The organism is Streptacidiphilus pinicola (assembly GCF_003258295.1).
Taxonomy (GTDB): Bacteria; Actinomycetota; Actinomycetes; order Streptomycetales; family Streptomycetaceae; genus Streptacidiphilus; species Streptacidiphilus pinicola.
In genome coordinates this window covers 704-21,689 of the sequence record NZ_QKYN01000020.1, presented here as the reverse complement: position 1 = coordinate 21,689, position 20,986 = coordinate 704, and the positions used below count along the sequence as shown (strand labels likewise).

The following is a 20,986-nucleotide window of genomic DNA, read 5'->3' as shown; positions in this document are numbered from 1 at the left end:
CGCCGAGTCGCGCGCAGCGGCGCCAGCACCGTGCAGATCCCGCAAGCCCACGAACGGCTGACGCGGAGCGCCTGATCACGGATGCCAGGAAGGCACGAAGCCCCCGGTCATCTGGACCAGGGGCTTCTCGTGTGCCCGGAGCCTGTCCGCCCGGACTGTGCTCGCCGCGTGCGAATTCGACGAGCGTGCGGCACGTACCGCACAGCAAACGTCGCACACGGTCGATCACGGTGCACTTCGAGAGATCCGCATCACCCAAGCAGCCGTTGAGCTGATCGGTGTTCACCGGCACCGCCCGAAATCCCGGCACGCAGATGGCCGCCGGAACGGCGACGTTCACCGCCACGCCGCCCGCCGGCCAGGACATCTCCCGACAGATCGCGCTGCCGCAGGGCATGTACGTGGCCTTCGAGGACGACTGGGCGGGCCGCAAGACCAAGGGAGTTCAGTGGGGTCCGGGCCGCCGAACCCCACTGACCGCCGCCGACGGCTACTGCCCGCTGGGGTGGTCCTTGAACCAGGTCAGGAACGGCGGCGCGACCGTGCCCACGCCGGTCACGTCGTCGTAGCCCTGAGCCACCTTCAGCGAGGTGTCGGAGTCCATGGCGACCATGAACGGGTTGTGGTTCTGGTCCCAGGACTCCTCGCCCGGCTCGTGCCCGAGGCCGGTCGGCGGGCCCACGATGTCGTGCAGCTCGGGGCTGCCCACCAGCTTGTAGAGCACGGGGTTGACGAAGCCGACTGGGGTGCCGCCGGCCGCCTGCTGGGCCAGCGCCTCCATCCCGGAGAACAGCGGGGTGGCGAGGCTGGTGCCGCCGTCCTCGTAGTAGCCCCACTTGCCGCCGGTCTCACTGAACGTGACGCCGTTGCCCGAGCCGGGGTTGACGCTGACCGTGCCGTTCATGGTCTCGCCCTCGAGGATGCCGGTGGCGCCGTCGCCGTCGAGGGCGAGGTCGGGCACCTCGCGCTGCGCGGTCCCCGTCGTGCCGGTCGCCAGGGAGTCGGGGACGACGCCCTTCTGGTAGTCGGGCTGCGGGAACACCTTGCTGTTGCCGCCGCCGGCGCCGCCGCCGAAGTCCGTGGGGCTGCCCCAGCCGTTGCCGGACACCGGGCGGTCCACGTCGCCCCAGCCGCTCTCCCAGCCGTAGCTGCCGTCGGCGTTGACGCCGAGGCTGGTGCCGCCCACGCCGGTCGCGAACGGGTCGGAGGCGGGGAAGGCGACCGCGGGGGTCGGCGAGGTGTTGTGCGGGTCGGAGCTGCCGAGCGCGGGGGTGGTGTAGTCGCCGTTGTCCATGCTGGCGAAGTTGAACCCGATGCCCTCGACGGCGCCCTGCTGGAAGATCTGGGTGTCCGCCTGGTACTCCTCCTCCGGGTTCTGGGACTCCTGACCGCCCCAGGAGCAGCTGACGATGTCCGCGGAGTGCTTGGTGACGATGTCTTCCATCGCGTTGTCGAAGTCCGACTGGCTCGTCGAGCGAGCGCCGTAGTAGACGATCTTCGCGGCGGGGGCCATCATGTGGACGGCCTCGATGTCCATCGTCTCCTCGCCCGCCCAGCCCGAGACGTCGTCCGGGGTGGTGCTGGGGTCGTAGCCGCCGACCGGGTCCTTCTGCGTGAACTGGCCCGGGGCGAACTGGGGCAGGCCCATGTCCGCGTTGTAGCGCTGCATGTCCTGGACGATGGTCGGCGAGCTGTACGCGTCGACGACGGCGATGGTGACGCCCTTGCCGGTCAGGCCGCTGGCGGAGACCCCGTAGGCGTGCCGCATCTGGTTCGCCGTGTACCCGCACTCGGGCATCGGCAGCGGGGCGCCCCAGGGCGCGTCCGGCGCGTCGTTGTAGTGCTTCTGGCCCCAGTAGGTGCTGCACCACTGGGTGTCGATCCCGGTGACCTCTCCGGGTGCGAACTTGCCGGCGCCCGCCGAGACGGCCCTGCCCTTCTTCTTCGGGCTCACCGCGGCGGCCTTGGCGGCGAAGCTGGCGACCGGCGAGGAAGTCGTCAGGCCGGTGACGCTGGAGACGTAGTCGCCGACGTTCGAGGGGTACTGCGGCTGGCTGGTGGGCGCGATGTCGACCCGGCCGTCGTGCTTGAACCGGTCGATCTGCACCTTCAGCGTCGACTCGACCTTGGCCAGGGTCGTCTTGACGATGATGGACTGCGGGTCCGAGTTGACGATCGTCATGCCGTCCTGCTGCAGCCACTGGGTGACGGCGCTGCTGGCGTCCTGGACGTTGACGAAGGTGGAGTTGAACTGATCCGGGGTCAGATACTTGTGGTAGTCCGGGGTGCCCGGCATGCCGACCTGGGCGGCGTAGCTGGCCAGGTTCTGCGGGTGCTGCTTGGCGATCCAGACGGTGCCCTGGACGACGGTGCTGGGGCTGGCGGGGCCGACGTCGTTCGCCTTCGTCGCCCAGCTGGGCGGGGACCAACTGGTGCCGCCGTTCGACGAGGTGGTGCCGCCGTTGCCCCCGGCGGTGGTGTGGTGGCCGCCGCCGGCGGCGGCCACGGCGACGCCGCCGACCACGAGGACGAGGACGACACCGAGGGCGATCAGCAGGCCCTTCTTGGAGCCGCGCGGTCCGCCCGGTCCCCCCGGTCCGCCGGGACCGCCCGGCATGCCGGGGCCACCGGGTCCGCCCGGACCCCCGCCGAACGGCGGCCGGCCGCCACCGTAGGGCGGCATGCCCCCACCCTGTGGCGGCTGCGCGCCGTACGGAGGACGGCCCGCGCCGTAGGGCGGCTGCGGCTGACCGCCGCCGTACGGGGGCTGCCCGCCGTAGGGCGGCCGCGGCGCGGCCGGGCCGCCGCCGTACGGGCCGGGCTGCTGGGGCTGCGGCGGCTGCTGCGGGAACGGGCCGTTCTGGTACGGGTTGTTCGGCTGTGGCGGGTTGCCGCGGGGCCCGTTGTTGTAGGGCGGGTAGCTCACGGTGGGGCCGTCTCCTCGAAATCGTCCGGGAGCCATGACCGACCATCAGGCGCACGCAATCCCCCGGTTGCCATGCACATTCATCGCACGCCCGTGCGCATATTAGCGACACTTGACACCCCGCAGACACACGGGTCTCCTCCTGCGTACACGCACCGCGAACAGGTCTGGACCAGACATGCGAAGATCGGGGCATCGACCCGAGGAGAGCGTCAGCATGAACGATTCCCAGCTGCTCGTGACCGGCTGCTACACCCCGGAGATGGACGGCCGCGGTGCCGGGCTGGTCAGCTACCGCCGTGATCCGCGCGACGGATCCCTGACGCGCCTGGGCGAGCTCGCGCTGCCGTGCCCCTCCTATGTGGTTCAGCACCCGACGCTGCCCGTCCTCTACACCGCGAACGAGGCGAACGACGCGGACGGGTCCGGCTCGGTCAGCGTCGTCGCCGTCGCGGCCGACGGCACGCTGCGCGAGCTCGCGCGGGTGTCGAGCCGGGGCGGCTGGCCCTGCCACCTCGCCCTGGACGCGGAGGGGCGACGGCTGGCGGTCGCCAACTACGGCACCGGGTCGGCGCTGCTGCTCGACCTCGACGCGGACGGGCTCCCCGACGGCGGCGAGCGGCTGTGGCCCGGCGACCCGGCGGCGATCGGCCCGCGTGAGGACCGCCAGGACGGCCCGCACGCGCACATGGCCGTCCCCGGCCCGGACGGGCGCTGGGACGTCGTCGACCTCGGCACCGACCAGCTGCGCCGCTACCGCGCCGACGCGGCGGAGCGCAGCAAGCCCGAGTCGGTGACGGAGCTCCCGGCCGGCACCGGCCCGCGGCAACTGGTGCGTGGCGCCGACGGGCTGGCCTACGTGGCAGGTGAGCTGGACGCCCGGCTGCACGCGCTGCGCGAGACGGAGCCGGGCGGCTTCGACCACGTCGGCTCCGTGCCCGCGAGTACGGCGGCGGTCGCCGACAACTACCCGGCCCACCTGAGCGCGAGCGAGGACGGCACCCGCCTCTACCTCTCCAACCGCGGCGCGGACACGGTCGCGCTCTTCCGCACGACCCCGGACGGCGTCCCGGTGCTCGTCGGCGAGTACCCCTGCGGCGGCTCCTGGCCGCGGCACCTCGAACTGGTCGGCGCGCACCTCTACGTCTCCAACGAGCGCGCCGACACCCTCACCGTCCACGCGGTCGACCCGGCGACGGGCGTGCTCACGCTCACCCACCAGTACCCGACCGGCTCCCCGACCTGCGCTGTGGCCGTGCGCCTCCCGTGAGCGCGGGAATGCCCGGCCCGCCGACGACGTTGACGGGTGCATGAGGCTCGGGCACGTCGCCGGGCCCTCGGCACGAAAGGGGACACCCCATGAAGGTGCGCAACTCACTGCGTTCATTGAAGAAGCAGCCCGGCTCGCAGATCGTGCGGCGCCGCGGCCGCGTGTTCGTGATCAACCGCCGCGACCCGCGGGTCAAGGCCCGCCAGGGCTGAGTCCTGGCCCGCACTGCTGCGCTCCGGGACTCCTGGTTCTCAGGAGTCCCCGTGCAGCAGGGCGCAGGTGAAGTCCTCCTCGATCGCCCGCATCCTGTCGAACAGCGCCGCGTTGCCGCCCGGCGTGATCTGGGCGTTCACCGAGAACGTCATCGACCGGCGACCGTCCGCGGTCGCGAGGGCGAGCTGGGTGTAGCCGGCCGTGTTCCCGGTGTGCCCGTACACCACGCCGCAGCGGGTGGTGTACCGGAAGATCCCCAGCCCGGCCTCGTTCCGTCCCGGCCCGGGCGGCTGGGACCCGCCGTCCACGAAGCTCAGCTGCTGCCGCCGCACCGCCGGCGAGACCAGGCGTCCGCCCGCGTACGCGCCGATGAAGACGGACAGGTCCCGCGGCGTCGACACGACGCCGCCGGAGGCCCAGACGCCGGAGTTGCCGAACTGGGTGCTGACGTCCTGCGGACCGCTCGGCGTCACCAGGTAGCCGTGGAGGTACGGCGCGGGCAGGGTGAAGCCGCCCGGCAGGCTCGTGGCGTCGAGCTCCAGCGGGTCGTAGACGAGCTCGTCGAGGAGCTTCTCGTACCGCTGGTGCGTCACTGCCTCGGCCATCAGCGCGACGGCGATGTTGTCGGAGTTCGAGTAGGCGTAGCGCGTGCCGGGCGCGAAGGCGAGGGGCTGGTCGGCGACGAAGTGCAGCAGCCGCCGCGAGGCGAAGCGGTGGTGCGGGTCCTGCCTCAGGATCTGCCCGAAGGCGGGCGCCCGGCTGAAGTCGGGCAGTCCGCTGGTGTGCTGCAGCAGCTGGCGCAGCGTCACCCGGCCCCACTGGGCCGGGAGGTCCGGCAGCCGCTTCGCGAGGGTGTCGTCGAGGCCCAGCCGGCCGCGGCTGACCAGGCGGAGCGCCACCGCGCCGCTGAACGCCTTCGCCACGCTGGCGATCCGCATGTGGTCGTCGATGCGGGGCGGCCGCTCCTCCTCCAGGGCCCCGTGCCCGGCCCGCAGCACGACGGTCCGACCGTCGCCGCGCAGCACCACGATCACCCCGGGCGGCCCGCCCTTCGCGTGCACCAGGCCGTCCAACAGGCGCTGCAGTCCCCGTCCCCCGCCCGGACTCCCGGCCGGCGCGGGGGCGGCGGCGGCCGTCATGGCCACGGACAGCGCCGTCAGTGCGGCGATCGCGACGGAGCGCCTCCGAAGGATGGGCACAGTGGTCCTGCCTCCCACGAGCGTGATCGGGCTCTCAGCGTCACCCCGCCCGTCCGCGCCGAAACCTCCGCCGGGCCGCGTCACCCGCCTGCGGAGCTACTTCGGCAGCAGACGGCGCAGGCTCTCCAGGTGCGCGGCCAGGAAGTCCGCGAAGGCCTGCGGGGCGCGACCGGTCAGCGCTCGGACGGCGTCCGAGACCACGTCCATCTCCCCCGAGGCCACTGCCTCGTAGGAGCTGACCCAGCCCTCGACCTCCCAGGCGGGCGCGCCGTAGACGGCGCGGGAGGCGTAGGCCTCGGCACGCGTCTCCGGCTGGTAGGCGACGGGTCGCCCCGTGGCCTCGGCGATCGTCGCGGCGATCTCGTCGAAGCTGAGCGCCTCCGGTCCGGTCAGGTCGTAGGTCAGTCCGTCGTGGATCCCTTGTCCGGCGGTGAGCAGGACCGCTGACGTGGAGTCGGCGACGTCGTCGTGCGTGACCGCCGCGACCCGGCCGTCGCCCGCCGGGCCGCGCAGGATGCCGTCGTCGCCGGTCATGGCGACGAGGTCGGACTGGTAGCTGCTGTCACGCAGGAAGGTGAACGGCACGCCTGCGGCGCGGATGTGCTGCTCGGTGTACCAGTGGTCACGCGCGTAGGTGAAGGTGGCGTGGGGCGCCGCGCCGAGGTAGGACAGGTAGACGACCCGGCGCACACCGGCGGCGAGCGCGGCGTCCACGGCGGTCGTGTGCGTCCCCACCCGCCCCGGGCCCTCGTGTGCGGAGACCAGGAACAGCGTCGACGCCCCGGCGAGCGCGGCACGCATGGCGGCTGCGTCGTCGTAGGACGCCACGGCGTGCTCGGCGGCCGGCAGCTGAGCCAGCTTCCCTGCATCCCGCCCCATCGCGCGCACCGTCGCGCCCTCCGCCACGAGTCGGCGCACCACCCGCCCCCCGACCCGCCCGGTCGCGCCGGTGACCGCGATGACCTCGTCCATGTCCGTCCCTCCTGCGTGTCCCACGTGCTCGTCACTCTGCCCCGCCCGCCGGGCTCGCGCACGTCGATTTATTCATACCGAGTTTGTTTTTGAACTGAGTATGGATATCGTGGCCGTATGACCGGGCTTCGCGAACGCAAGAAGGACCAGACCAGGCAGCGGATCGCCGCGGTGGCGTTGCGACTGTTCACCGAGCGCGGCTTCGACGCGGTGACGGTCAACGAGATCGCGGAGGCCGCCGAGGTGGCCAAGGCGACGCTCTTCGCCTACTTCCCCAGCAAGGAGGCGCTCGCGCTGCACGGCGTGGCCGGCGACGATCTTGCTGGGATCGTCACCCAGCGCCCGGCCGAACAGACGTTCCTGGAGGCGCTGCGCGCGCACCATCACGCCTTGGCCACCGGGGAGATGCCGGCGGCCGGGCTTGACGCGCTGATCGCCCGGGTGCGGGTGATCCAGGACAGCCCGGCGCTGCAGCAGGCCGCCACCGGTCTGCTCTACCGACAACGCGAGGCCCTGGCGCACGTCCTGACCGAGGAGTACGGCCCCACCGCGGCCGCGCTGATGGCCGCCCAGATCGCCGCCTCCCTGCTCACCGTCCAGGAGACGTACTTCCATCGCCTTATTGGCGGCGCCTCCGCCAAGGCCGCCGGTCGCGCGCTCGCCAAGGACGTCGACCTGGCCTTCGACCTGCTGGAACACGGACTCCTCCACGCGGAAGGCAAGTAACGTGCGCGCACGGGGCATCACCTACGACACCGGGACGTTCCCCGGCCGGCTCCTCACCCGGAAGACGTTCGACCCCGAACAGGTCCGGCGAGACATGGCCGTGATTGCCGGTGACCTGCACTGCGACGCGGTGCGCGTCTCCGGCCGCGACGCCGAGCGGCTGGAGCTCGCCGCCCGGTGCGCCGCCGAGGCCGGTCTCGAGGTGTGGTTCTCGCCGTTCCCCGCCGATCTGCCGCCGAGCCAGATGCTGACGCTCTTCGCCGACTGCGCTCAGCGCGCCGAGGCCCTGCGGCGCGGCGGCGCCGAAGTGGTGTTCGTCGCCGGTTGCGAGCTCAGCGCGTTCGGTCACGGCTTCCTGCCCGGCGGCACCTACCTCGACCGCCTCCACGCGATGGCCACCGCCGACCTGCAGTGGTGGACCTCCCTCGGGCCGGTCCCCGAACGCCTCAACGCCTTCCTCGCCCAGACCGCGTCGACGGTCCGGGCCCGCTTCGGCGGCAGGGTCAGCTACGCCTCCGGCCCTTGGGAGCCGGTGGACTGGGCCCCGTTCGACCTGGTGGGCATCGACGCCTACCGCTCGGCGCAGAACGCCGCGACCTTCCGCGCCGACCTGCGCGAGGCCCTGTCCCACGGCAAGCCGGTCGCCGTCACCGAGTTCGGCACCTGCGCCTACCGCGGCGCGGGCGACCTCGGGGGCATGGCCTGGCGGCCGCCCCAGGGAGCGATCCCGGACGAGGCCGAGCAGGTGCGCTACCTCGGCGAGCTCCTCGACGTCTTCGAGGAGGAGGGCGTGGACACCGCCCTGTGGTTCTCCTTCGCCAACTACGACAAGCCCCGCGACCGCGACGTCGCCTCCTACGGAGTCGTGCGCGTGCTCGACGAGAACGTCTGGGAACCGAAGCAGGTCTTCCACACGATGGCCGCCAGGTACCAACGACCCTGACGGGCCTACTGGCCCTCCGCAGCCAACGACTCGCTCACTCCGATGCAGCACACGCACAGGCACATCGCGGCGAGCTCGAGGAGCCGGGACCTGTCCTTGATCTGACTCCCCCACGAGTTCGGGTTCGCGAAGTTCAGCGCATGGTCGAGCGACTCCTCCGCAATCAGTCGCTGTGCCCACAGGGTCGCCTGGTGCAGCTCCCTCTCCCGCTCCTCCCCGGCGTCGAACTCCAGGACACTCAGGAACGCGTTCGTGTGGAGAGGGCCGACGCAGCTCATGATCGGCAAGCTCGGCACCCCATCGCCGCCGCGCAGTTGCGGAGGGCAGTTGAGCCGGATGTAGTGGACGAAGATGACCGAGAGTGTGGCGTGGACGACACGTCCGTACCTGTCCTCCAGTCGACGGATGATCCGGCGGTCGGATCCGTCACCTGCCTGATGACCCATGATGATCTCGGGAGCGGCGGCAAAGAGCTCTTCCGTATAGGCGTCCTGGTCGATCTTCTTCTCACCCATGGAACACTCCAATCATCAACTGGACGGAATCCGCGTGCTCCTGCGTCGCAGCTTCGACCCGTCGCGGACGAAGAACAGCAGGGCCAGCAACGCCACCCCCAGGAGGACCGCGAGGCCGGTGCGGCCGAGGAAGTAGGTGCTGGCGCGGTCCCAGGCGCTGACGCTCGGCGCCTTGGCCGTGTCGCCCAGCCAGATCGAGCCGTCGGCGGCCGTCGCGGGGCTGGTCGTGGAGCCCGCGATCGTCTGTTGCAGGCCCGGCACCTCCCGGTTCATGTCTGCGCCGCTCAGCTGGGTCGAGTTGAGCTTGCTGAAGTCGACTCCGCCGGTGCGCATCACATAGGTGACCGTCGCGTTGCCGACGTGCTCGGTCTGGTGGTAGGTGAAGGTCCCGTTCTTGATGGAGGTCAGGTAGGCGTCGTACACCTGCTGCGGCCGCCAACTGCCGTGCAGCGCCGCCGGGCCGAGGTCTCCGGAGCCGATCAGCTTGTCGAAGGAGGTGGCGTGGCCGGCGGCGTGCCGGTCCAGGAGCCACTGCGCCACCACCCGCGCCAGGAACGCCTGGCGCAGCGCTGCGTACTCGGGCGCCGTGTTGACCTGCTTCTGGATCTCCGGCACCACCATCTGCTGCTCGACCTTCGCATCGCGCGCGGTCTGCTGGGGATCCTGGTTGCAGGAGGTCTGCCCGAGCCCGGAGACGACCTCCGGCTTGGCCTTCACGTCGAGGGTGGCCTTCAGGACGTAGAGCGAGTCCCCGTCCTGGCGCACTTCCACGTCACCCGGGACGATCCACATCCGCGAGGAGTAGCAGCTCTGGCCCCCCGAGACGCCGAGCGCGCGCCAGTACGCGGCGCCGAAGGAGGTGTTGGGGTCGAGGAGCTTCCCCTCCGTCTGCTTCATGTGCCAGTCCGCCTCCAGGAGCGCACGGCCGGCGGCCGTCTGTCCCAGGTCCTTGTCGATGATCCGGTCCGGCTCGCTCGGATTGAGGTTGACCCAGAACTTGTCCGGGCTCAGCGCCAGCCAGGTCCGCAGGTCCTCCATACTGCCCGCCAGGGCCGCGCCCGCGGCGTCGGGATCCTGGGTCAGTCCCTTCTCAGCGGCCTGGGAGGAGAAGGCGTACTTCACCCCGCCCCCGTCGTCGGAGAGGTAGCGCAGCTGGAGGTTGGTGAGGTCGACGCCGCCGTAGTTGGGCGTGCTGAGCGCCTTGGCCAGGGGGCTGCTGCTCGGGTCGCAGGGCTCGGACACGGACGCGGGGGCGGCGGCGAAGTCCATGCCGCCGGGGTTGTTCGCGTTCGCGTCCGGGCAGGGGGCGGTCAAGTCCAGACTCTGCATCCCCGCGTCGGCGATGCTGTCGACCCTCTGAATGTACGCGTTCTTCAGGGGGGTGATCAGACTCTTGAGGTTCGCCCTCGTGATGCTCTTGGTGTCTGGCTTGTCAGGATTTTCGTACACGCCCAAGAAGTACCCTTGCCTGAATTTGAAGCCGTTCGCAGGAACCGACTTCTGGCATTTCAGGCAGAGCGTCCGCGGGCCCGCAATGGCGCTTCCGGCCTCGCTCTTGATGGTGGAGATGACCTTCCCGATCTCCGCCGACTGCTCCGGATTCCTGGCCACCTGCGAGAGTACCTCGGTCAGGGTGCGGTTCACCCACTCGTTCATGCCGTCTTCGGAGTGTTCGTGGTTGGCGAGTCCGGTGGTCAGCGACAGCACCTGGTCGTTGCCGTAACCGTCCGTCGCCGGCTCCCCCAGAGTTTTGAAGAGGGGGTCCAGCCAGTAGTTCTCGCCGTCGAGCATGAAGGCGTTCCGTGGATACCACCAGGCAGGCCTGGTAGTGGGAGAGCGTACTTCCTGCTTCAATTCGTACATGAAGCGTTGGTAGTTGTCCCGCACCCAGACAGGAAGATCGGGGCTGGTCGCCATCCATCCGAAGGAGAACCACGCCACCTGAATGTTGCGCCACGAGCCGACGTCATACCCCAGGGCATTCGTCAGGGCCACGAGCTCTTCCCCCCGTGGGTCCTTGACGAACTTCTGGGCATAGTCGTTCCGCTCCTTTTGGTTCGTCAGCTCGATCCCTTCGGGAATCACGACGGTCGAGTTGTTGATCGTGGGATCCGGCGTGTCCGCGACCGACCGCGTCGCCGGCAGCCCCACCAGGGCGGCGAGCATCAGCAGCACCGCGATCAGCGCGAGCGGCCGCGAGCCGGCGCTGCTACGCATCGTCGCGCCTCGCCTCCGCGCGGACGACCCCGCTCGCTTCCAGGTAGCTACCCAGGTCCGGATGCGGGCCGGGCCGCTCGCCCCTGCGGTACGCGCCCCAGCCCGCCGCGACCAGCGCGCCCAGTGCCAGGACGGCGACCGTGCCCGCCCCGGCCAGCGAGGTACTGGTGGAGCACGTCTGATTCTGGTTCTGCATCAGGCTGTTGATGTTCACCGTGGGCTTGTAGCCGAGGCCCACCGGGCAGGCCGAGGCCGGCTGCGCCAGCAGCAGCACGCTCGTGCAGACCAGGACGGCCGCGGCCAGCGCCAGACGTCCGACAATCCTCAACCCCGTCATGCGGTCACCGCCCGAATCCCCTTCAACGTCATGACGTTCGCGCGCAGCACGGCCTGTTCCGCCTGCGCCGTGTCCGGCGGGTCCTCCTGCGCGCGGGACCCCGCCAGCTCCAACTGCGCGGACTGCAGGCGGTACAGCGCCAGTGCCGTCGCCCGGCCGTGTCGGCGCCAGGCGCCCACGAGCGTCCACAGCCGCAGTGCGGGCGCACCCAGGACGGACGTCTCCCCGGCGGTGACGGCCGGGCCCGCCTCGGCCTCCTGGGCCAGCGCCGCGCGCAGCACGCTCCCGCGCTCCCGCATTCCGCGCACCAGGAGCGCGACCGCCAGCGCGACGAACGGGAGTTGCGGCAACAGCCACAACAGCGGGGAGACCACCAGGGTGTCGACGGCGCCGCCGCTGCTGTGCTGCAACTGCCCGGCCAGCCAACCGGAGAGGACCTCGGCCGCCGTGCCGCCGCCGAACGCCGTCACCAGCGCTGCCACCGCGAGCAGCCTGCGCCGCTGCTGCGCCCGGGCGGCGAGGCAGAGGCCGGCCCCGAGCAGGGCGCCGAAGGTCACCTGTCCGCCGAGCAGGCCGACGGACTGTCGGATCCAGTACTCGAAGCCCCCGGTCGACCCCAGGATTCCGCCGAGCGACCCGTAGATCTTGATGTACATCAGGCTGTCCACGAAGGCGTAGCCGAGTCCCATGGAGGCGCCCAGGATCAGACCGGTGAGTGCGTCGGTGATCCGGTAGCGGAACAGCGCCAGCAGCAGGGCGACGCCGCCCGCCAGGCCGATCGTGTTCACCAGGGACAGGTGGACGGTGATCGCCATCAGCATCCGGTCCATGTTGTCCAGGAGGTGGGTGGGGTCGCTGCTCGCCGTCGGGCTGAAGTAGTCGAACATCGTGGCGGAGGCGAGGTTGGAGAAGACCCGGCCGAGGCTGAACACGATCAGCGCTCCCCAACCGAACGCCGCCAGCAGCGCCCCCAGCGGAACCCGGGCGAAGCGCACCGAGCCGCGCAGCAGGAGCAGCACGAATGCCGTTCCGGGCACGCAGGCGAGCGCGGCGGGGAAGAACTCGAAGACCACCACGACGGAGAGCAGCCCGAACGGCAGCAGCAGGCACCCGACGGTCAACCAGGTCAGCGCGACGGCCCGCCGGTCGTTGGGCTTGGTGATCGCGGCGAAGACCTGGACCAGCACGGCTGCCGCGATGCCTGCCAGCACGAGCCAGAAGACAACCGTGGGAACGGCCATGATCTTGCTGATCGAGTCCCCGAAGGAGAAATTCTTCATCAGCTTCGCGACGTCCGGCGGCGGCTTGTAGAAGATCGACAGAGCTCCCTCGCCGGGCTGGCGGTTCGGCCGGGTCAGGTTCACCAGCAGCTCGACGAAGTACAGGACGATCACGATGCGGGCGATCAGCAGGGCCCGTGCTCGGGCCACGGGCTCGTCCCGCAGTGCGAGTGAGAGTGAAGCGAGGCTCCTCACGAGCCACCTCCCGGCAGACTCGGCAGATCGGTGGGGAACGACGGCAGATCCGTGGGCAAGCCGGACGGCAGCTCCGTCGGCAGCCCGGACGGCAGGTCTGTCGGGAAGCCCGAGGGCAGCTCCGTCGGGAAGCCTGAGGGCATGGGGGGCAGCGAGGGCTGCGGCATGGTCATCGTGTTGCCACCGCTGAGGTCGACGACCAGCGAGGCCACCAGCAGCACCGCTCCGATCATCCCGCCGGCCAGGACGAGCCGGACTCCCCCACGCTCCCCCGCCTTCGCGTCGGCCGACTGCGCCGACACCTGGGCTCTGGTCACGTTCATTCCCCCGATCCGAGTTGGCTGTGCATAGTCACGGAGCCTGGCTTCGGCCGGCCCCGGGTCGCCAGGCCAGCGACCGGTCATCTGTGACCGGCCGCCTCACCAGCCACGACGCTTGCGGAATGGCCGATGATCGGGCTTTCCTACCGGGCGACCGCTCCGATTGGGTCGGTCAGGTTACTTCCGTGTGACGCGCGTAGCTGACGGCCCGTCCGTCAGGTACGGTGACCGCACCCGCGGCACGAGGGCGTGCTCGCGTCCTTCCTCCCACCCGAGGAGTTCGCCGCCATGAGACTGACCCCCCACGAGCAGGAACGACTGATGATCCACGTCGCCGCCGACGTCGCCCTGGCCCGCCGGGCGCGCGGGCTGCGCCTGAACCACCCCGAGGCGGTGGCGATCCTCACCGTCCACGTGCTGGAGGGCGCCCGCGACGGACGCACCGTCAGCGAGCTGATGGACTCGGGACGCGCGGTGCTCGGCCGTGAGGACGTCATGACGGGCGTGCCGGAGATGATCCGCGACGTCCAGGTCGAGGCGACGTTCCCGGACGGGACCAAGCTGGTCACCCTGCACGACCCCATCCACTGATCGGCGGCGAGACGTGATCCCAGGCGAACTGCTGCTCGACGACGGCGTGGTCGAGCTCAACGCGGGCCGACCGGTGACGGAGCTGACGGTGGTGAACACCGGCGACCGCCCCGTCCAGGTCGGCTCGCACTACCACTTCGCGGAGGCCAACCCCGGCCTGCGCTTCGACCGGGCCGCGGCGCGCGGCCTGCGGCTGAACATTCCCGCGGGGACGGCGGTGCGCTTCGAACCGGGCCTGCCCATGACGGTCGAGCTGGTGCCGCTGGGCGGGCGTCGCGAGGTCTGGGGGCTGCGCGGCGAGACGGCGGGGCGGGTGGACGCATGACCGGCCCCTCCCGCGACGCCGCTCGCCCGGCCGCCGCGCTGACGGTGACCCGGCGCCGCTACGCCGACCTCTACGGCCCCACCGCCGGCGACCGGATCCGGCTCGCCGACACCGACCTGCTGATCGAGGTCGAGCAGGACCTCTGCGGCGGCGGGGACGAGGCCGTCTTCGGCGGCGGCAAGGTGATCCGCGAGTCGATGGGCCAGAGCCGCGTCCCGCGCGCCGAGGGCGCACCGGACACCGTCATCACCGGCGCGGTGGTGCTGGACCACTGGGGCGTCGTCAAGGCGGACGTCGGCATCCGCGACGGGCGGATCACCGCGCTCGGCAAGGCCGGGAACCCCGAGACCATGGACGGCGTGCACCCCGATCTGGTGATCGGCCCGGAGACGGAGGTGATCGCGGGCAACGGCCGGATCCTGACCGCCGGGGCCGTCGACGCCCATGTGCACTTCATCTGCCCGCAGTTGTTCGAGGAGGCGCTGGCGAGCGGCGTCACGACGCTCGTCGGCGGGGGCACCGGTCCGGCCGAGGGCTCGAAGGCGACCACGATCACGCCCGGCTCCTGGCATCTGGCGCGGATGTTCGCGGCGGCCGAGCAGTACCCGGTCAACCTGGGCCTGCTCGGCAAGGGCAACACGGTCTCGGCCGAGGCGCTGCGCGCCCAACTGCGCGGCGGCGCCGCCGGATTCAAGATCCACGAGGACTGGGGCGCCACCCCGGCCGTGCTCGACGCCTGCCTGCGCGTCTGCGACGAGAGCGGCGCGCAGCTCGCCATCCACACGGACACCCTGAACGAGGCCGGCTTCGTGCAGGACACCCTGGCGGCGATCGCCGGTCGTGGCGTGCACGCCTACCACGCGGAGGGCGCGGGCGGCGGGCACGCGCCGGACATCATCACCGTCGTCTCCGAGCCCAACATCCTGCCCAGCTCCACGAACCCGACCCGCCCGCACACCCGCAACACGGTGGCCGAGCACCTGGACATGCTGATGGTCTGTCACCATCTGAGCGCCGACGTGCCGGAGGACCTGGCCTTCGCCGAGTCGCGCATCCGCCCGACCACGATCGCGGCCGAGGACGTGCTGCACGACCTCGGGGCCATCTCGATCATCAGCTCGGACTCCCAGGCGATGGGCCGGATCGGCGAGGTGGTGCTGCGCACCTGGCAGACCGCGCACGTGATGAAGCGCCGCCGCGGCGCGCTGCCCGGCGACGGACGCGCGGACAACCTGCGGGCGCGCCGCTACGTGGCCAAGTACACGATCAACCCGGCGATCGCGCAGGGCATGGACGCGGAGATCGGCTCCGTCGAGACCGGCAAGCTGGCGGACCTGGTGCTGTGGACGCCGGCGTTCTTCGGTGTGAAGCCGGACCTGGTGGTCAAGGGCGGACAGATCGCCTGGGCGCAGATGGGCGACGCGAACGCCTCGATCCCGACGCCGCAGCCGGTACTGCCGCGGCCGATGTTCGGCGCGACGGGACGGGCTCCGGCAGCGAACTCGCTGAACTTCGTGACGGAGTGGGCGCTGGAGGACGGCCTGCCGCAGCGCCTCGGCGAGCAGCTGGGCGTGGCCAAGGCCTTCGTGCCGATCCGCAACACGCGCGGCGTGCGGAAGGAGCACCTGCGCGAGAACGCGGCGCTCCCGCACGTCACCGTCGAGCCGGACACCTTCACCGTGCGGATCGACGGCGAGCTGGTGGAGCCGCACCCGGCGGAGGAACTGCCCATGACGCAGCGGTACTTCCTGTTCTGAGGCGGGGCGGTGGCAGTCTCCTTCGTTTCTCCCGCGCTGCTCGTCCTGGCCGACGGGCGCTTCCCGGCGGGCGGTCACGCCCATTCGGGAGGCGTGGAGGCGGCGGTGCGAGAAGGCCGGGTCGGCGACGCGGCGAGTCTGGAGGCGTTCTGCGCCGGACGCCTGCACACCGTCGGCCTGACCTCCGCCGCGCTGGCCGCGAGCGCGGCCTCGGGCGGCGACCCGCTCGCGCTCGACGAGGCGGCCGAGGCCCGCACGCCCTCGCCCGCGCTGCGGGCGGCGTCCCGGCGGCTCGGCCGCCAACTGCTGCGCGCCGCCCGCGCGGCGTGGCCGGACCCGGCGCTGGAGCAGCTGGCCCGCACCTTTCCGCGCGGAGCGCACCAGCCCGTCGTGCTCGGGGTGGTCGCCGCGGCGGCGGGTCTCGGCGCGGCGGACGCGGCGACGGCGGTGGCCTACGAGACGGTCTCCGGTCCGGTGACGGCGTGCGTACGGCTGCTGGGGCTCGACCCGTTCCAGGCGACGGCGGTGCTGGCCCGGCTCGCCGAACCGGTCGGCGAGATCGCCCGCGCCGCCGTCGCGGCGGCCGCGCTCGACGACGTCGACCTGTTGCCGACGCTCGGCGCACCCCTGCTCGACGTGGCCGCCGAGTCCCATGCGGCGTGGCCGGTCCGGCTGTTCGCGACGTGAGCCGGCGTCGCGCGCCGGCAACCCCGCGCGGAGGGGTCGCCACCTGCTCGCGCACCGCCACCCCCTGACCAAGCCCCCTGCTCAAGCCCGCAGCTCAAACCCCCTGCGGGCCCTTCGTCCCATCCCCCAGAGCGGAGCCCAAGATGCACCGTGACCCCGACCTCCCCGCCCACGACCACCACGCCGCCCCAGCCGCGACCCTGCCCGGCAGCGCCTCCCGGCGCGCCCTGCGGATCGGCCTCGGCGGGCCCGTCGGCTCCGGCAAGACCGCGACCGTCGCGGCGCTGTGCCGGGTCCTGCGCGACGAGCTCTCCCTCGCGGTCGTGACCAACGACATCTACACCACCGAGGACGCCGAGTTCCTGCTGCGCAACGCGGTGCTGCCGCCCGAGCGGATCACCGCCGTGGAGACCGGCTGCTGCCCGCACACCGCGATCCGCGACGACATCAGCGCCAACCTGGAGGCGGTGGAAGAGCTGGAAGCCGCCGTCGGGCCGCTCGACCTGGTCCTGGTCGAGAGCGGCGGCGACAACCTGACGGCGACGTTCAGCCGGGGGTTGGTCGACCACCAGATCTTCGTCATCGACGTCTCCGGCGGAGACAAGATCCCCCGCAAGGGCGGCCCCGGGGTGACCGGCTCCGACCTGCTCGTCGTCAACAAGACCGACCTCGCGCCGCTCGTCGGTGCGGACCTGACGGTGATGGCGCGCGACGCGGCCGCCCAGCGCGGCGAACTGCCGGTGGTGTTCTGCTCGCTGGTCGCGCCAAACGGCGTGGCGCCGGTCGCCGCCTGGGTGCGCGAGCGCCTGGCCCAGTGGCGGGACGCATGAGCGGAGTCAGCGCCACCGCCCGCATCCGGGCCGAGCCCGACGGGCGCGGCCGCACCGTCCTGCGCGAGCTGGCGGGTGACGGCCCGCTGGCCCTGCGCCGCAGCCGCCACCCGGACGACGACGGCGCGGCCCACGTCGTCCTCGTCGGGGCGATGGCCGCGCCGCTGGGCGGCGACCGCCTGCGGATCGACGTCCACGTCGCCCCGGGCGCGCGGCTGCTGGTGACCAGCGCCGCCGCGACCGTCAGCCTGCCGGGCCGGCAACCGGCTCCCGCGCACTACGAACTGCACCTGACGGTCGGCGCGGCGGCCGAGCTGCACTGGCGTCCGGAACCGGTGATCGCGGCGGCGGGCAGCGACCTGCGGCTGTGGACCCGGCTGCACCTCGCCCCCACCGCCCACGTGCTCCTGCGGGAGGAACAGATCCTGGGCCGCCACGCCGAACCCCCGGGCCGCCTCGCCTCCCGCCTGACGGTCCGCCAGAACGCCCGGCTGGTCCTCGACCAGTCCACGGACATCGGCACGGGCGCCCCACCGGGCTGGGACGGCCCGGCGGTCCTCGCCGGCCACCTCGCCCTCGGCCAGTTGCTGACGACCCGGCCCTGCGCCCCTGATGCGACGTCACGGACGGCGGCCTTCCCGGTCGGCGACGGCCTGACGCTGCTCACCGCCCTCGCCCCGGACGGCCGCGCCCTGCGCGCCGCGCTGGACGGTTGGGGCTCGCTCAGCCCAGCAGGCGTGCGGCCTCCGTCGCCCGCGGACCGACCGGCGCGGGCAGCGCTGCCAGCTCCGCCAGGTAGGGCCGCAGGTCCGTGATCACGGTGGCGGAGCGGGGAGCGGCCAACAAACCGGCCACCAGAGCGCCCGGGTCCGACTCCCCGGTCACCAGCCCGTGAACGAGCTTTCCAGCCACGGCCTCGGGAGCGTTCGCGGGATAGCCTTCACATGCCTCGAAGAACGCCTCCCAGACGGCCGTTGAGACGTCGCCGCCGTCCTCGACGAGGCAGAGCATCGCCCGGTCCAACAGCACGTCGGCATCCGCGGGATCCAGGCGGGACGCCTCGTCCAAGGCCGCCCGTGCCTCGGCGAACCGACCGTCCTGCCGGTAGGCGGCCGCGAGGACGCTACGTGTCCAGGCGCTCGCCGGCTCCAAGGCCGCGGCGGCGCTGAGGTCCATGATGGCCTCGTCCAGGCGACCCGCCTGCTGGTTCGCCTGACCACGGCAGGCGAGCGGCCAGGCGTCCGTGGGGTCGGCGTCGAGCGCGGCGCTGAGGTCGGCGATGGCTTCGTCGAACCGACCCGCCAGGCGGTGGGTCTCCCCGCGCTGCCCACGTACCCAGGGCTGGGTGGGGAGGACGTCGAGCGCGGCGTTGAAGTCCGCAACAGCCTCGTCGAACCGACCCACCTCCCGGAAGGCTCGGCCCCGACACGTCAACGCCCAGCCGAACGTGGGACCGTCCTCCACCTCCACCGCGGCCGTGAAGTCCTCGATGGCCTCGTCCAACCTGCGCGCCGCCCGAAGCGCCTGCCCCCGGCACGTCAACGCCCAGGCGTAAGCAGGGTCGATGTCCAGTGCGGCGGTGAAGTCGGCGATGGCTTCGTCCGACCGCCCCGCCTCCTCGTGAACCCGGCCCCGGGTGACGAGCGCCCAGGCGTAGTCGGGCTTGATGGCAAGCGCGGCCGAGAGGTCGGAGATGGCCTGGTCCAAGCGCCCCGCCCCCTGATGGGCCGTGGCCCGAGAACCCAGCGCCCAGGCGTAGCCGGGATCGATCGCGAGCGCGGCCGTGAAGTCGACGACCGCTTCGTCGAACCGGCCTGCAAGGCGGTGGTTCTCGCCCCGTTCGGCGAGGGCCCAGTCGTAACGGGGGTTGATGTCGAGGGCGGCGGTGAGGTCCGCGATGGCCTCGTCGAACCGGTCGGCCTGCCGGTGGGCCTGGGCCCGGGAGCCGAAGGCCCAGGCGTAGCTGGGGTCGATCGCGAGGGCGGCCGTCAGGTCGGTGACGGCCTCGTCCAACCGGCCCGCCTGACGGTGCGCTTGGCCGCGGGACCCGAGGGCCCAGGAGTCCGTGGGATCGATGGCGAGCGAGGCGGTGAAGTCGGCGACGGCCTCCTCGAACCGGCCCGCCAGCCGGTGGGTCTCCCCGCGGCGGGAGAGGGCCCAGGCATCGGCCGGGTCGATGGCGAGAGCGGCGGTGAGATCGGCCAGTCCCTCAGCGTGGCGCCCCTGCCAGCCGAGCAGCCATCCGCGGCGGGCCAGGGCCCTGGACAGCCGGGCGTCCAGGGCGACGGCCGCGTTGAGATCGGCGAGGGCCTCGGCGTCCTGGTCCTTGTCAACTTGACCCGGCCGTGAATGACCGGGTTTGTGGGTAGGGCGCGACTGGCTGTCGCGTGGCCTCCCACGTCTGAGCACCTATACGGGTGCTGGGACGCGTGACTGACGCCCCGTTGTCCACACGGTCTCGCCCTTGCGGGCGATGTTGTGGGACGCGTTGTCGTCCGCGTGCAGGGTCACGCCGCAGGCGCGGCACACGAACGTTGCTTGATCGACGCGGTTGCCCCGCTCGAGGTGACCGCACTGTGAGCATCGCTGGCTGGTGTACGCCGGGTCGACGTACACCAGCGGCACCCCAGCTCGGCGCGCCTTGTATTCGATGAAGGCGGCGAGTTGGTGGAAGCCCCACGAGTGCAGTTGTTGCCGCTGGTCCTTGCGGAGCCGTACCCGGTCGCGGAGCCCTGTGAGTTCTTCCAGGGCGATTCCTTGGCCGGTGCGTTCAGCGGTCGAAACGATGGTCTTGGAGACGATGTGGTTGATGTTGGCGGCGTGCCGGGCTTCGCGTCGGTTGCGCTTCTTCAACAGTCGCTTCGCCGCTTTGGTGCCCTTGCTCTGCAACTTCTTCCGGAGGTCGAGTTGCCGTTTGCGGTGCCGGTCAAGGCCGCGCCCGGCAGCCCGGTAGCCGGTGCTGGTGGTGGCGATGTTGACGATGCCGAGATCCACGCCGACGAAGGAGGCCGGGTTCTCGTTGCGCGGCTTCTCGGGAATCTCGCAGACCGCGATCAGATAGAACACGCCATCACGCTCGATCAGATCCGTCTCGCCCCGCCGGTGCTCACGGAGCATTATCAGAGCGTCGGCGGATCCCACGAAGCGGACATCCTTGAGTCGCCCGGCGATGGTCCAGATACTGACGGTCTGCTGGTCCAACTGCCAGGACAGGCAGCGATCGTCGTACGGCTGCGCGGCCTGGGGACGGAACACGATCGGCTTGGACTCCGCCTTGACGCGCCGTTTCGACCCCGGCTTGCCCAGGTTCCCCGCCCGGATATTCGCCGCGAGGGTGGTGTAGGCGTCGCGGGTCTTCTTGATGACGTGCTGCGCGGCCTGCGCCCCCAAACCGCGTGCCTTCAACTCGGCATAGGTGTGCTTGCGCAGTTCGTACTCACGCGGGACACCGCGCTCGAACGCCACCGCCGACACCCAGCACGCCGCCTCGTTGACCGTCCGCAGCGTGGAGCGCAGCACGGCGACCTGGCCGGCCTCCGGCAGCAACTTCACCTGCACAACGATCTTCACACAAGCGACCATATCTATCCATGTCACCACGATGGGAGCCAAACCCAAGCATTCGCAGGGGCCGCACAGTCATCCACACCCTCCACGCGCACTTGGTCTTCACACCCAAGTAC

General features: G+C 71.6%; 21 protein-coding genes and 1 pseudogene. 12 read left to right on the top strand and 10 right to left on the bottom strand.

Annotated elements, in window-relative coordinates:
- Nucleotides 1-278 precede the first annotated feature (278 nt).
- Nucleotides 279-569, top strand: coding sequence for a hypothetical protein (locus DN069_RS04455; protein ID WP_111499489.1), 291 nt, complete (start codon nt 279-281; stop codon nt 567-569).
- Here the strand turns inward: DN069_RS04455 and DN069_RS04450 are convergent.
- Nucleotides 491-2,926, bottom strand: coding sequence for a S53 family peptidase (locus tag DN069_RS04450; protein ID WP_111499488.1), 2,436 nt, complete (start codon nt 2,924-2,926; stop codon nt 491-493). The genes DN069_RS04455 and DN069_RS04450 overlap by 79 nt on opposite strands.
- A gap of 217 nt (nt 2,927-3,143) precedes the next feature.
- Between DN069_RS04450 and DN069_RS04445 the strand changes: the two genes are divergently transcribed.
- The gene (locus tag DN069_RS04445) at nt 3,144-4,196 is read left to right on the top strand and encodes a lactonase family protein (RefSeq protein ID WP_165845364.1); all 1,053 of its coding nucleotides are present in this window, start codon (nt 3,144-3,146) and stop codon (nt 4,194-4,196) included.
- 89 nt (nt 4,197-4,285) lie between these two features.
- A complete protein-coding gene (gene ykgO, locus DN069_RS04440) occupies nt 4,286-4,408 on the top strand; it encodes a type B 50S ribosomal protein L36 (protein WP_111499486.1) in 123 nt (40 codons plus the stop codon).
- Nucleotides 4,409-4,447: 39 nt separating this feature from the next.
- On the opposite strand, the gene DN069_RS04435 is transcribed toward ykgO, so the two are convergent.
- Nucleotides 4,448-5,548, bottom strand: a complete 1,101-nt coding sequence (locus DN069_RS04435) for a serine hydrolase domain-containing protein (RefSeq protein WP_207892045.1) — start codon at nt 5,546-5,548, stop codon at nt 4,448-4,450.
- Between the two features lie 156 nt (nt 5,549-5,704).
- Nucleotides 5,705-6,580, bottom strand: a complete 876-nt coding sequence (locus tag DN069_RS04430) for an NmrA family NAD(P)-binding protein (protein WP_111499484.1) — start codon at nt 6,578-6,580, stop codon at nt 5,705-5,707.
- 117 nt (nt 6,581-6,697) lie between these two features.
- Between DN069_RS04430 and DN069_RS04425 the strand changes: the two genes are divergently transcribed.
- Both DN069_RS04425 and DN069_RS04420 read left to right on the top strand, forming a co-directional pair.
- Complete coding sequence (locus DN069_RS04425; protein ID WP_111499483.1) at nt 6,698-7,306, top strand: TetR family transcriptional regulator; 609 nt, start codon at nt 6,698-6,700, stop codon at nt 7,304-7,306.
- Between the two features lies 1 nt (nt 7,307).
- Complete coding sequence (locus DN069_RS04420; RefSeq protein ID WP_111499482.1) at nt 7,308-8,249, top strand: hypothetical protein; 942 nt, start codon at nt 7,308-7,310, stop codon at nt 8,247-8,249.
- A gap of 5 nt (nt 8,250-8,254) precedes the next feature.
- Here the strand turns inward: DN069_RS04420 and DN069_RS04415 are convergent, their stop codons facing one another.
- The 5 genes from DN069_RS04415 to DN069_RS04395 are packed head-to-tail and all read right to left on the bottom strand — an operon-like array spanning nt 8,255 to nt 13,116.
- Nucleotides 8,255-8,764, bottom strand: coding sequence for a hypothetical protein (locus DN069_RS04415; RefSeq protein ID WP_111499481.1), 510 nt, complete (start codon nt 8,762-8,764; stop codon nt 8,255-8,257).
- A gap of 15 nt (nt 8,765-8,779) precedes the next feature.
- Complete coding sequence (locus DN069_RS04410) at nt 8,780-10,981, bottom strand: hypothetical protein (protein ID WP_111499480.1); 2,202 nt, start codon at nt 10,979-10,981, stop codon at nt 8,780-8,782.
- A complete protein-coding gene (locus tag DN069_RS04405; RefSeq protein ID WP_111499479.1) occupies nt 10,974-11,318 on the bottom strand; it encodes a hypothetical protein in 345 nt (114 codons plus the stop codon). The genes DN069_RS04410 and DN069_RS04405 overlap by 8 nt, the downstream gene beginning before the upstream one ends.
- The gene (locus DN069_RS04400) at nt 11,315-12,748 is read right to left on the bottom strand and encodes a PrsW family glutamic-type intramembrane protease (protein WP_111499478.1); all 1,434 of its coding nucleotides are present in this window, start codon (nt 12,746-12,748) and stop codon (nt 11,315-11,317) included. Before DN069_RS04400 ends, DN069_RS04405 begins: the two co-directional genes overlap by 4 nt.
- Before the next feature lie 41 nt (nt 12,749-12,789).
- Nucleotides 12,790-13,116, bottom strand: coding sequence for a hypothetical protein (locus DN069_RS04395; RefSeq protein ID WP_243638901.1), 327 nt, complete (start codon nt 13,114-13,116; stop codon nt 12,790-12,792).
- A 285-nt stretch (nt 13,117-13,401) separates the two neighbouring features.
- Here DN069_RS04395 and DN069_RS04390 point away from each other — a divergent pair, with 285 nt between their 5' ends.
- The 6 genes from DN069_RS04390 to DN069_RS04365 all read left to right on the top strand — a co-directional run bounded on the left by DN069_RS04390 (nt 13,402) and on the right by DN069_RS04365 (nt 18,118).
- Nucleotides 13,402-13,704, top strand: a complete 303-nt coding sequence (locus DN069_RS04390; RefSeq protein WP_111499542.1) for an urease subunit gamma — start codon at nt 13,402-13,404, stop codon at nt 13,702-13,704.
- Between the two features lie 13 nt (nt 13,705-13,717).
- Complete coding sequence (locus tag DN069_RS04385; RefSeq protein ID WP_111499477.1) at nt 13,718-14,029, top strand: urease subunit beta; 312 nt, start codon at nt 13,718-13,720, stop codon at nt 14,027-14,029.
- Nucleotides 14,026-15,786 carry an urease subunit alpha gene (locus DN069_RS04380; RefSeq protein ID WP_111499476.1) on the top strand — a complete coding sequence of 587 codons (1,761 nt, stop codon included), beginning with the start codon at nt 14,026-14,028 and terminating at the stop codon, nt 15,784-15,786. The genes DN069_RS04385 and DN069_RS04380 overlap by 4 nt, the downstream gene beginning before the upstream one ends.
- 9 nt (nt 15,787-15,795) lie before the next feature.
- Nucleotides 15,796-16,473, top strand: coding sequence for an urease accessory protein UreF (locus tag DN069_RS04375; protein WP_111499475.1), 678 nt, complete (start codon nt 15,796-15,798; stop codon nt 16,471-16,473).
- A gap of 143 nt (nt 16,474-16,616) precedes the next feature.
- Nucleotides 16,617-17,303 (top strand): urease accessory protein UreG, encoded by a 687-nt coding sequence (gene ureG / locus DN069_RS04370; protein WP_111499474.1) that lies wholly within the window; start codon nt 16,617-16,619, stop codon nt 17,301-17,303.
- On the top strand, nt 17,300-18,118 hold the full coding sequence (locus tag DN069_RS04365) for an urease accessory protein UreD (protein WP_111499541.1): 819 nt from the start codon (nt 17,300-17,302) through the stop codon (nt 18,116-18,118). Before ureG ends, DN069_RS04365 begins: the two co-directional genes overlap by 4 nt.
- Here the strand turns inward: DN069_RS04365 and DN069_RS04360 are convergent.
- Together DN069_RS04360 and DN069_RS04355 are read right to left on the bottom strand one after the other, a co-directional pair.
- Complete coding sequence (locus DN069_RS04360) at nt 18,027-19,712, bottom strand: tetratricopeptide repeat protein (protein WP_111499473.1); 1,686 nt, start codon at nt 19,710-19,712, stop codon at nt 18,027-18,029. The genes DN069_RS04365 and DN069_RS04360 overlap by 92 nt on opposite strands.
- A complete protein-coding gene (locus DN069_RS04355) occupies nt 19,713-20,885 on the bottom strand; it encodes an RNA-guided endonuclease InsQ/TnpB family protein (protein ID WP_111499472.1) in 1,173 nt (390 codons plus the stop codon).
- Nucleotides 20,886-20,893: 8 nt separating this feature from the next.
- Between DN069_RS04355 and DN069_RS42780 the strand changes: the two are divergent.
- Nucleotides 20,894-20,986 (top strand): annotated as a pseudogene (locus tag DN069_RS42780) (IS200/IS605 family transposase); the annotation flags it as partial.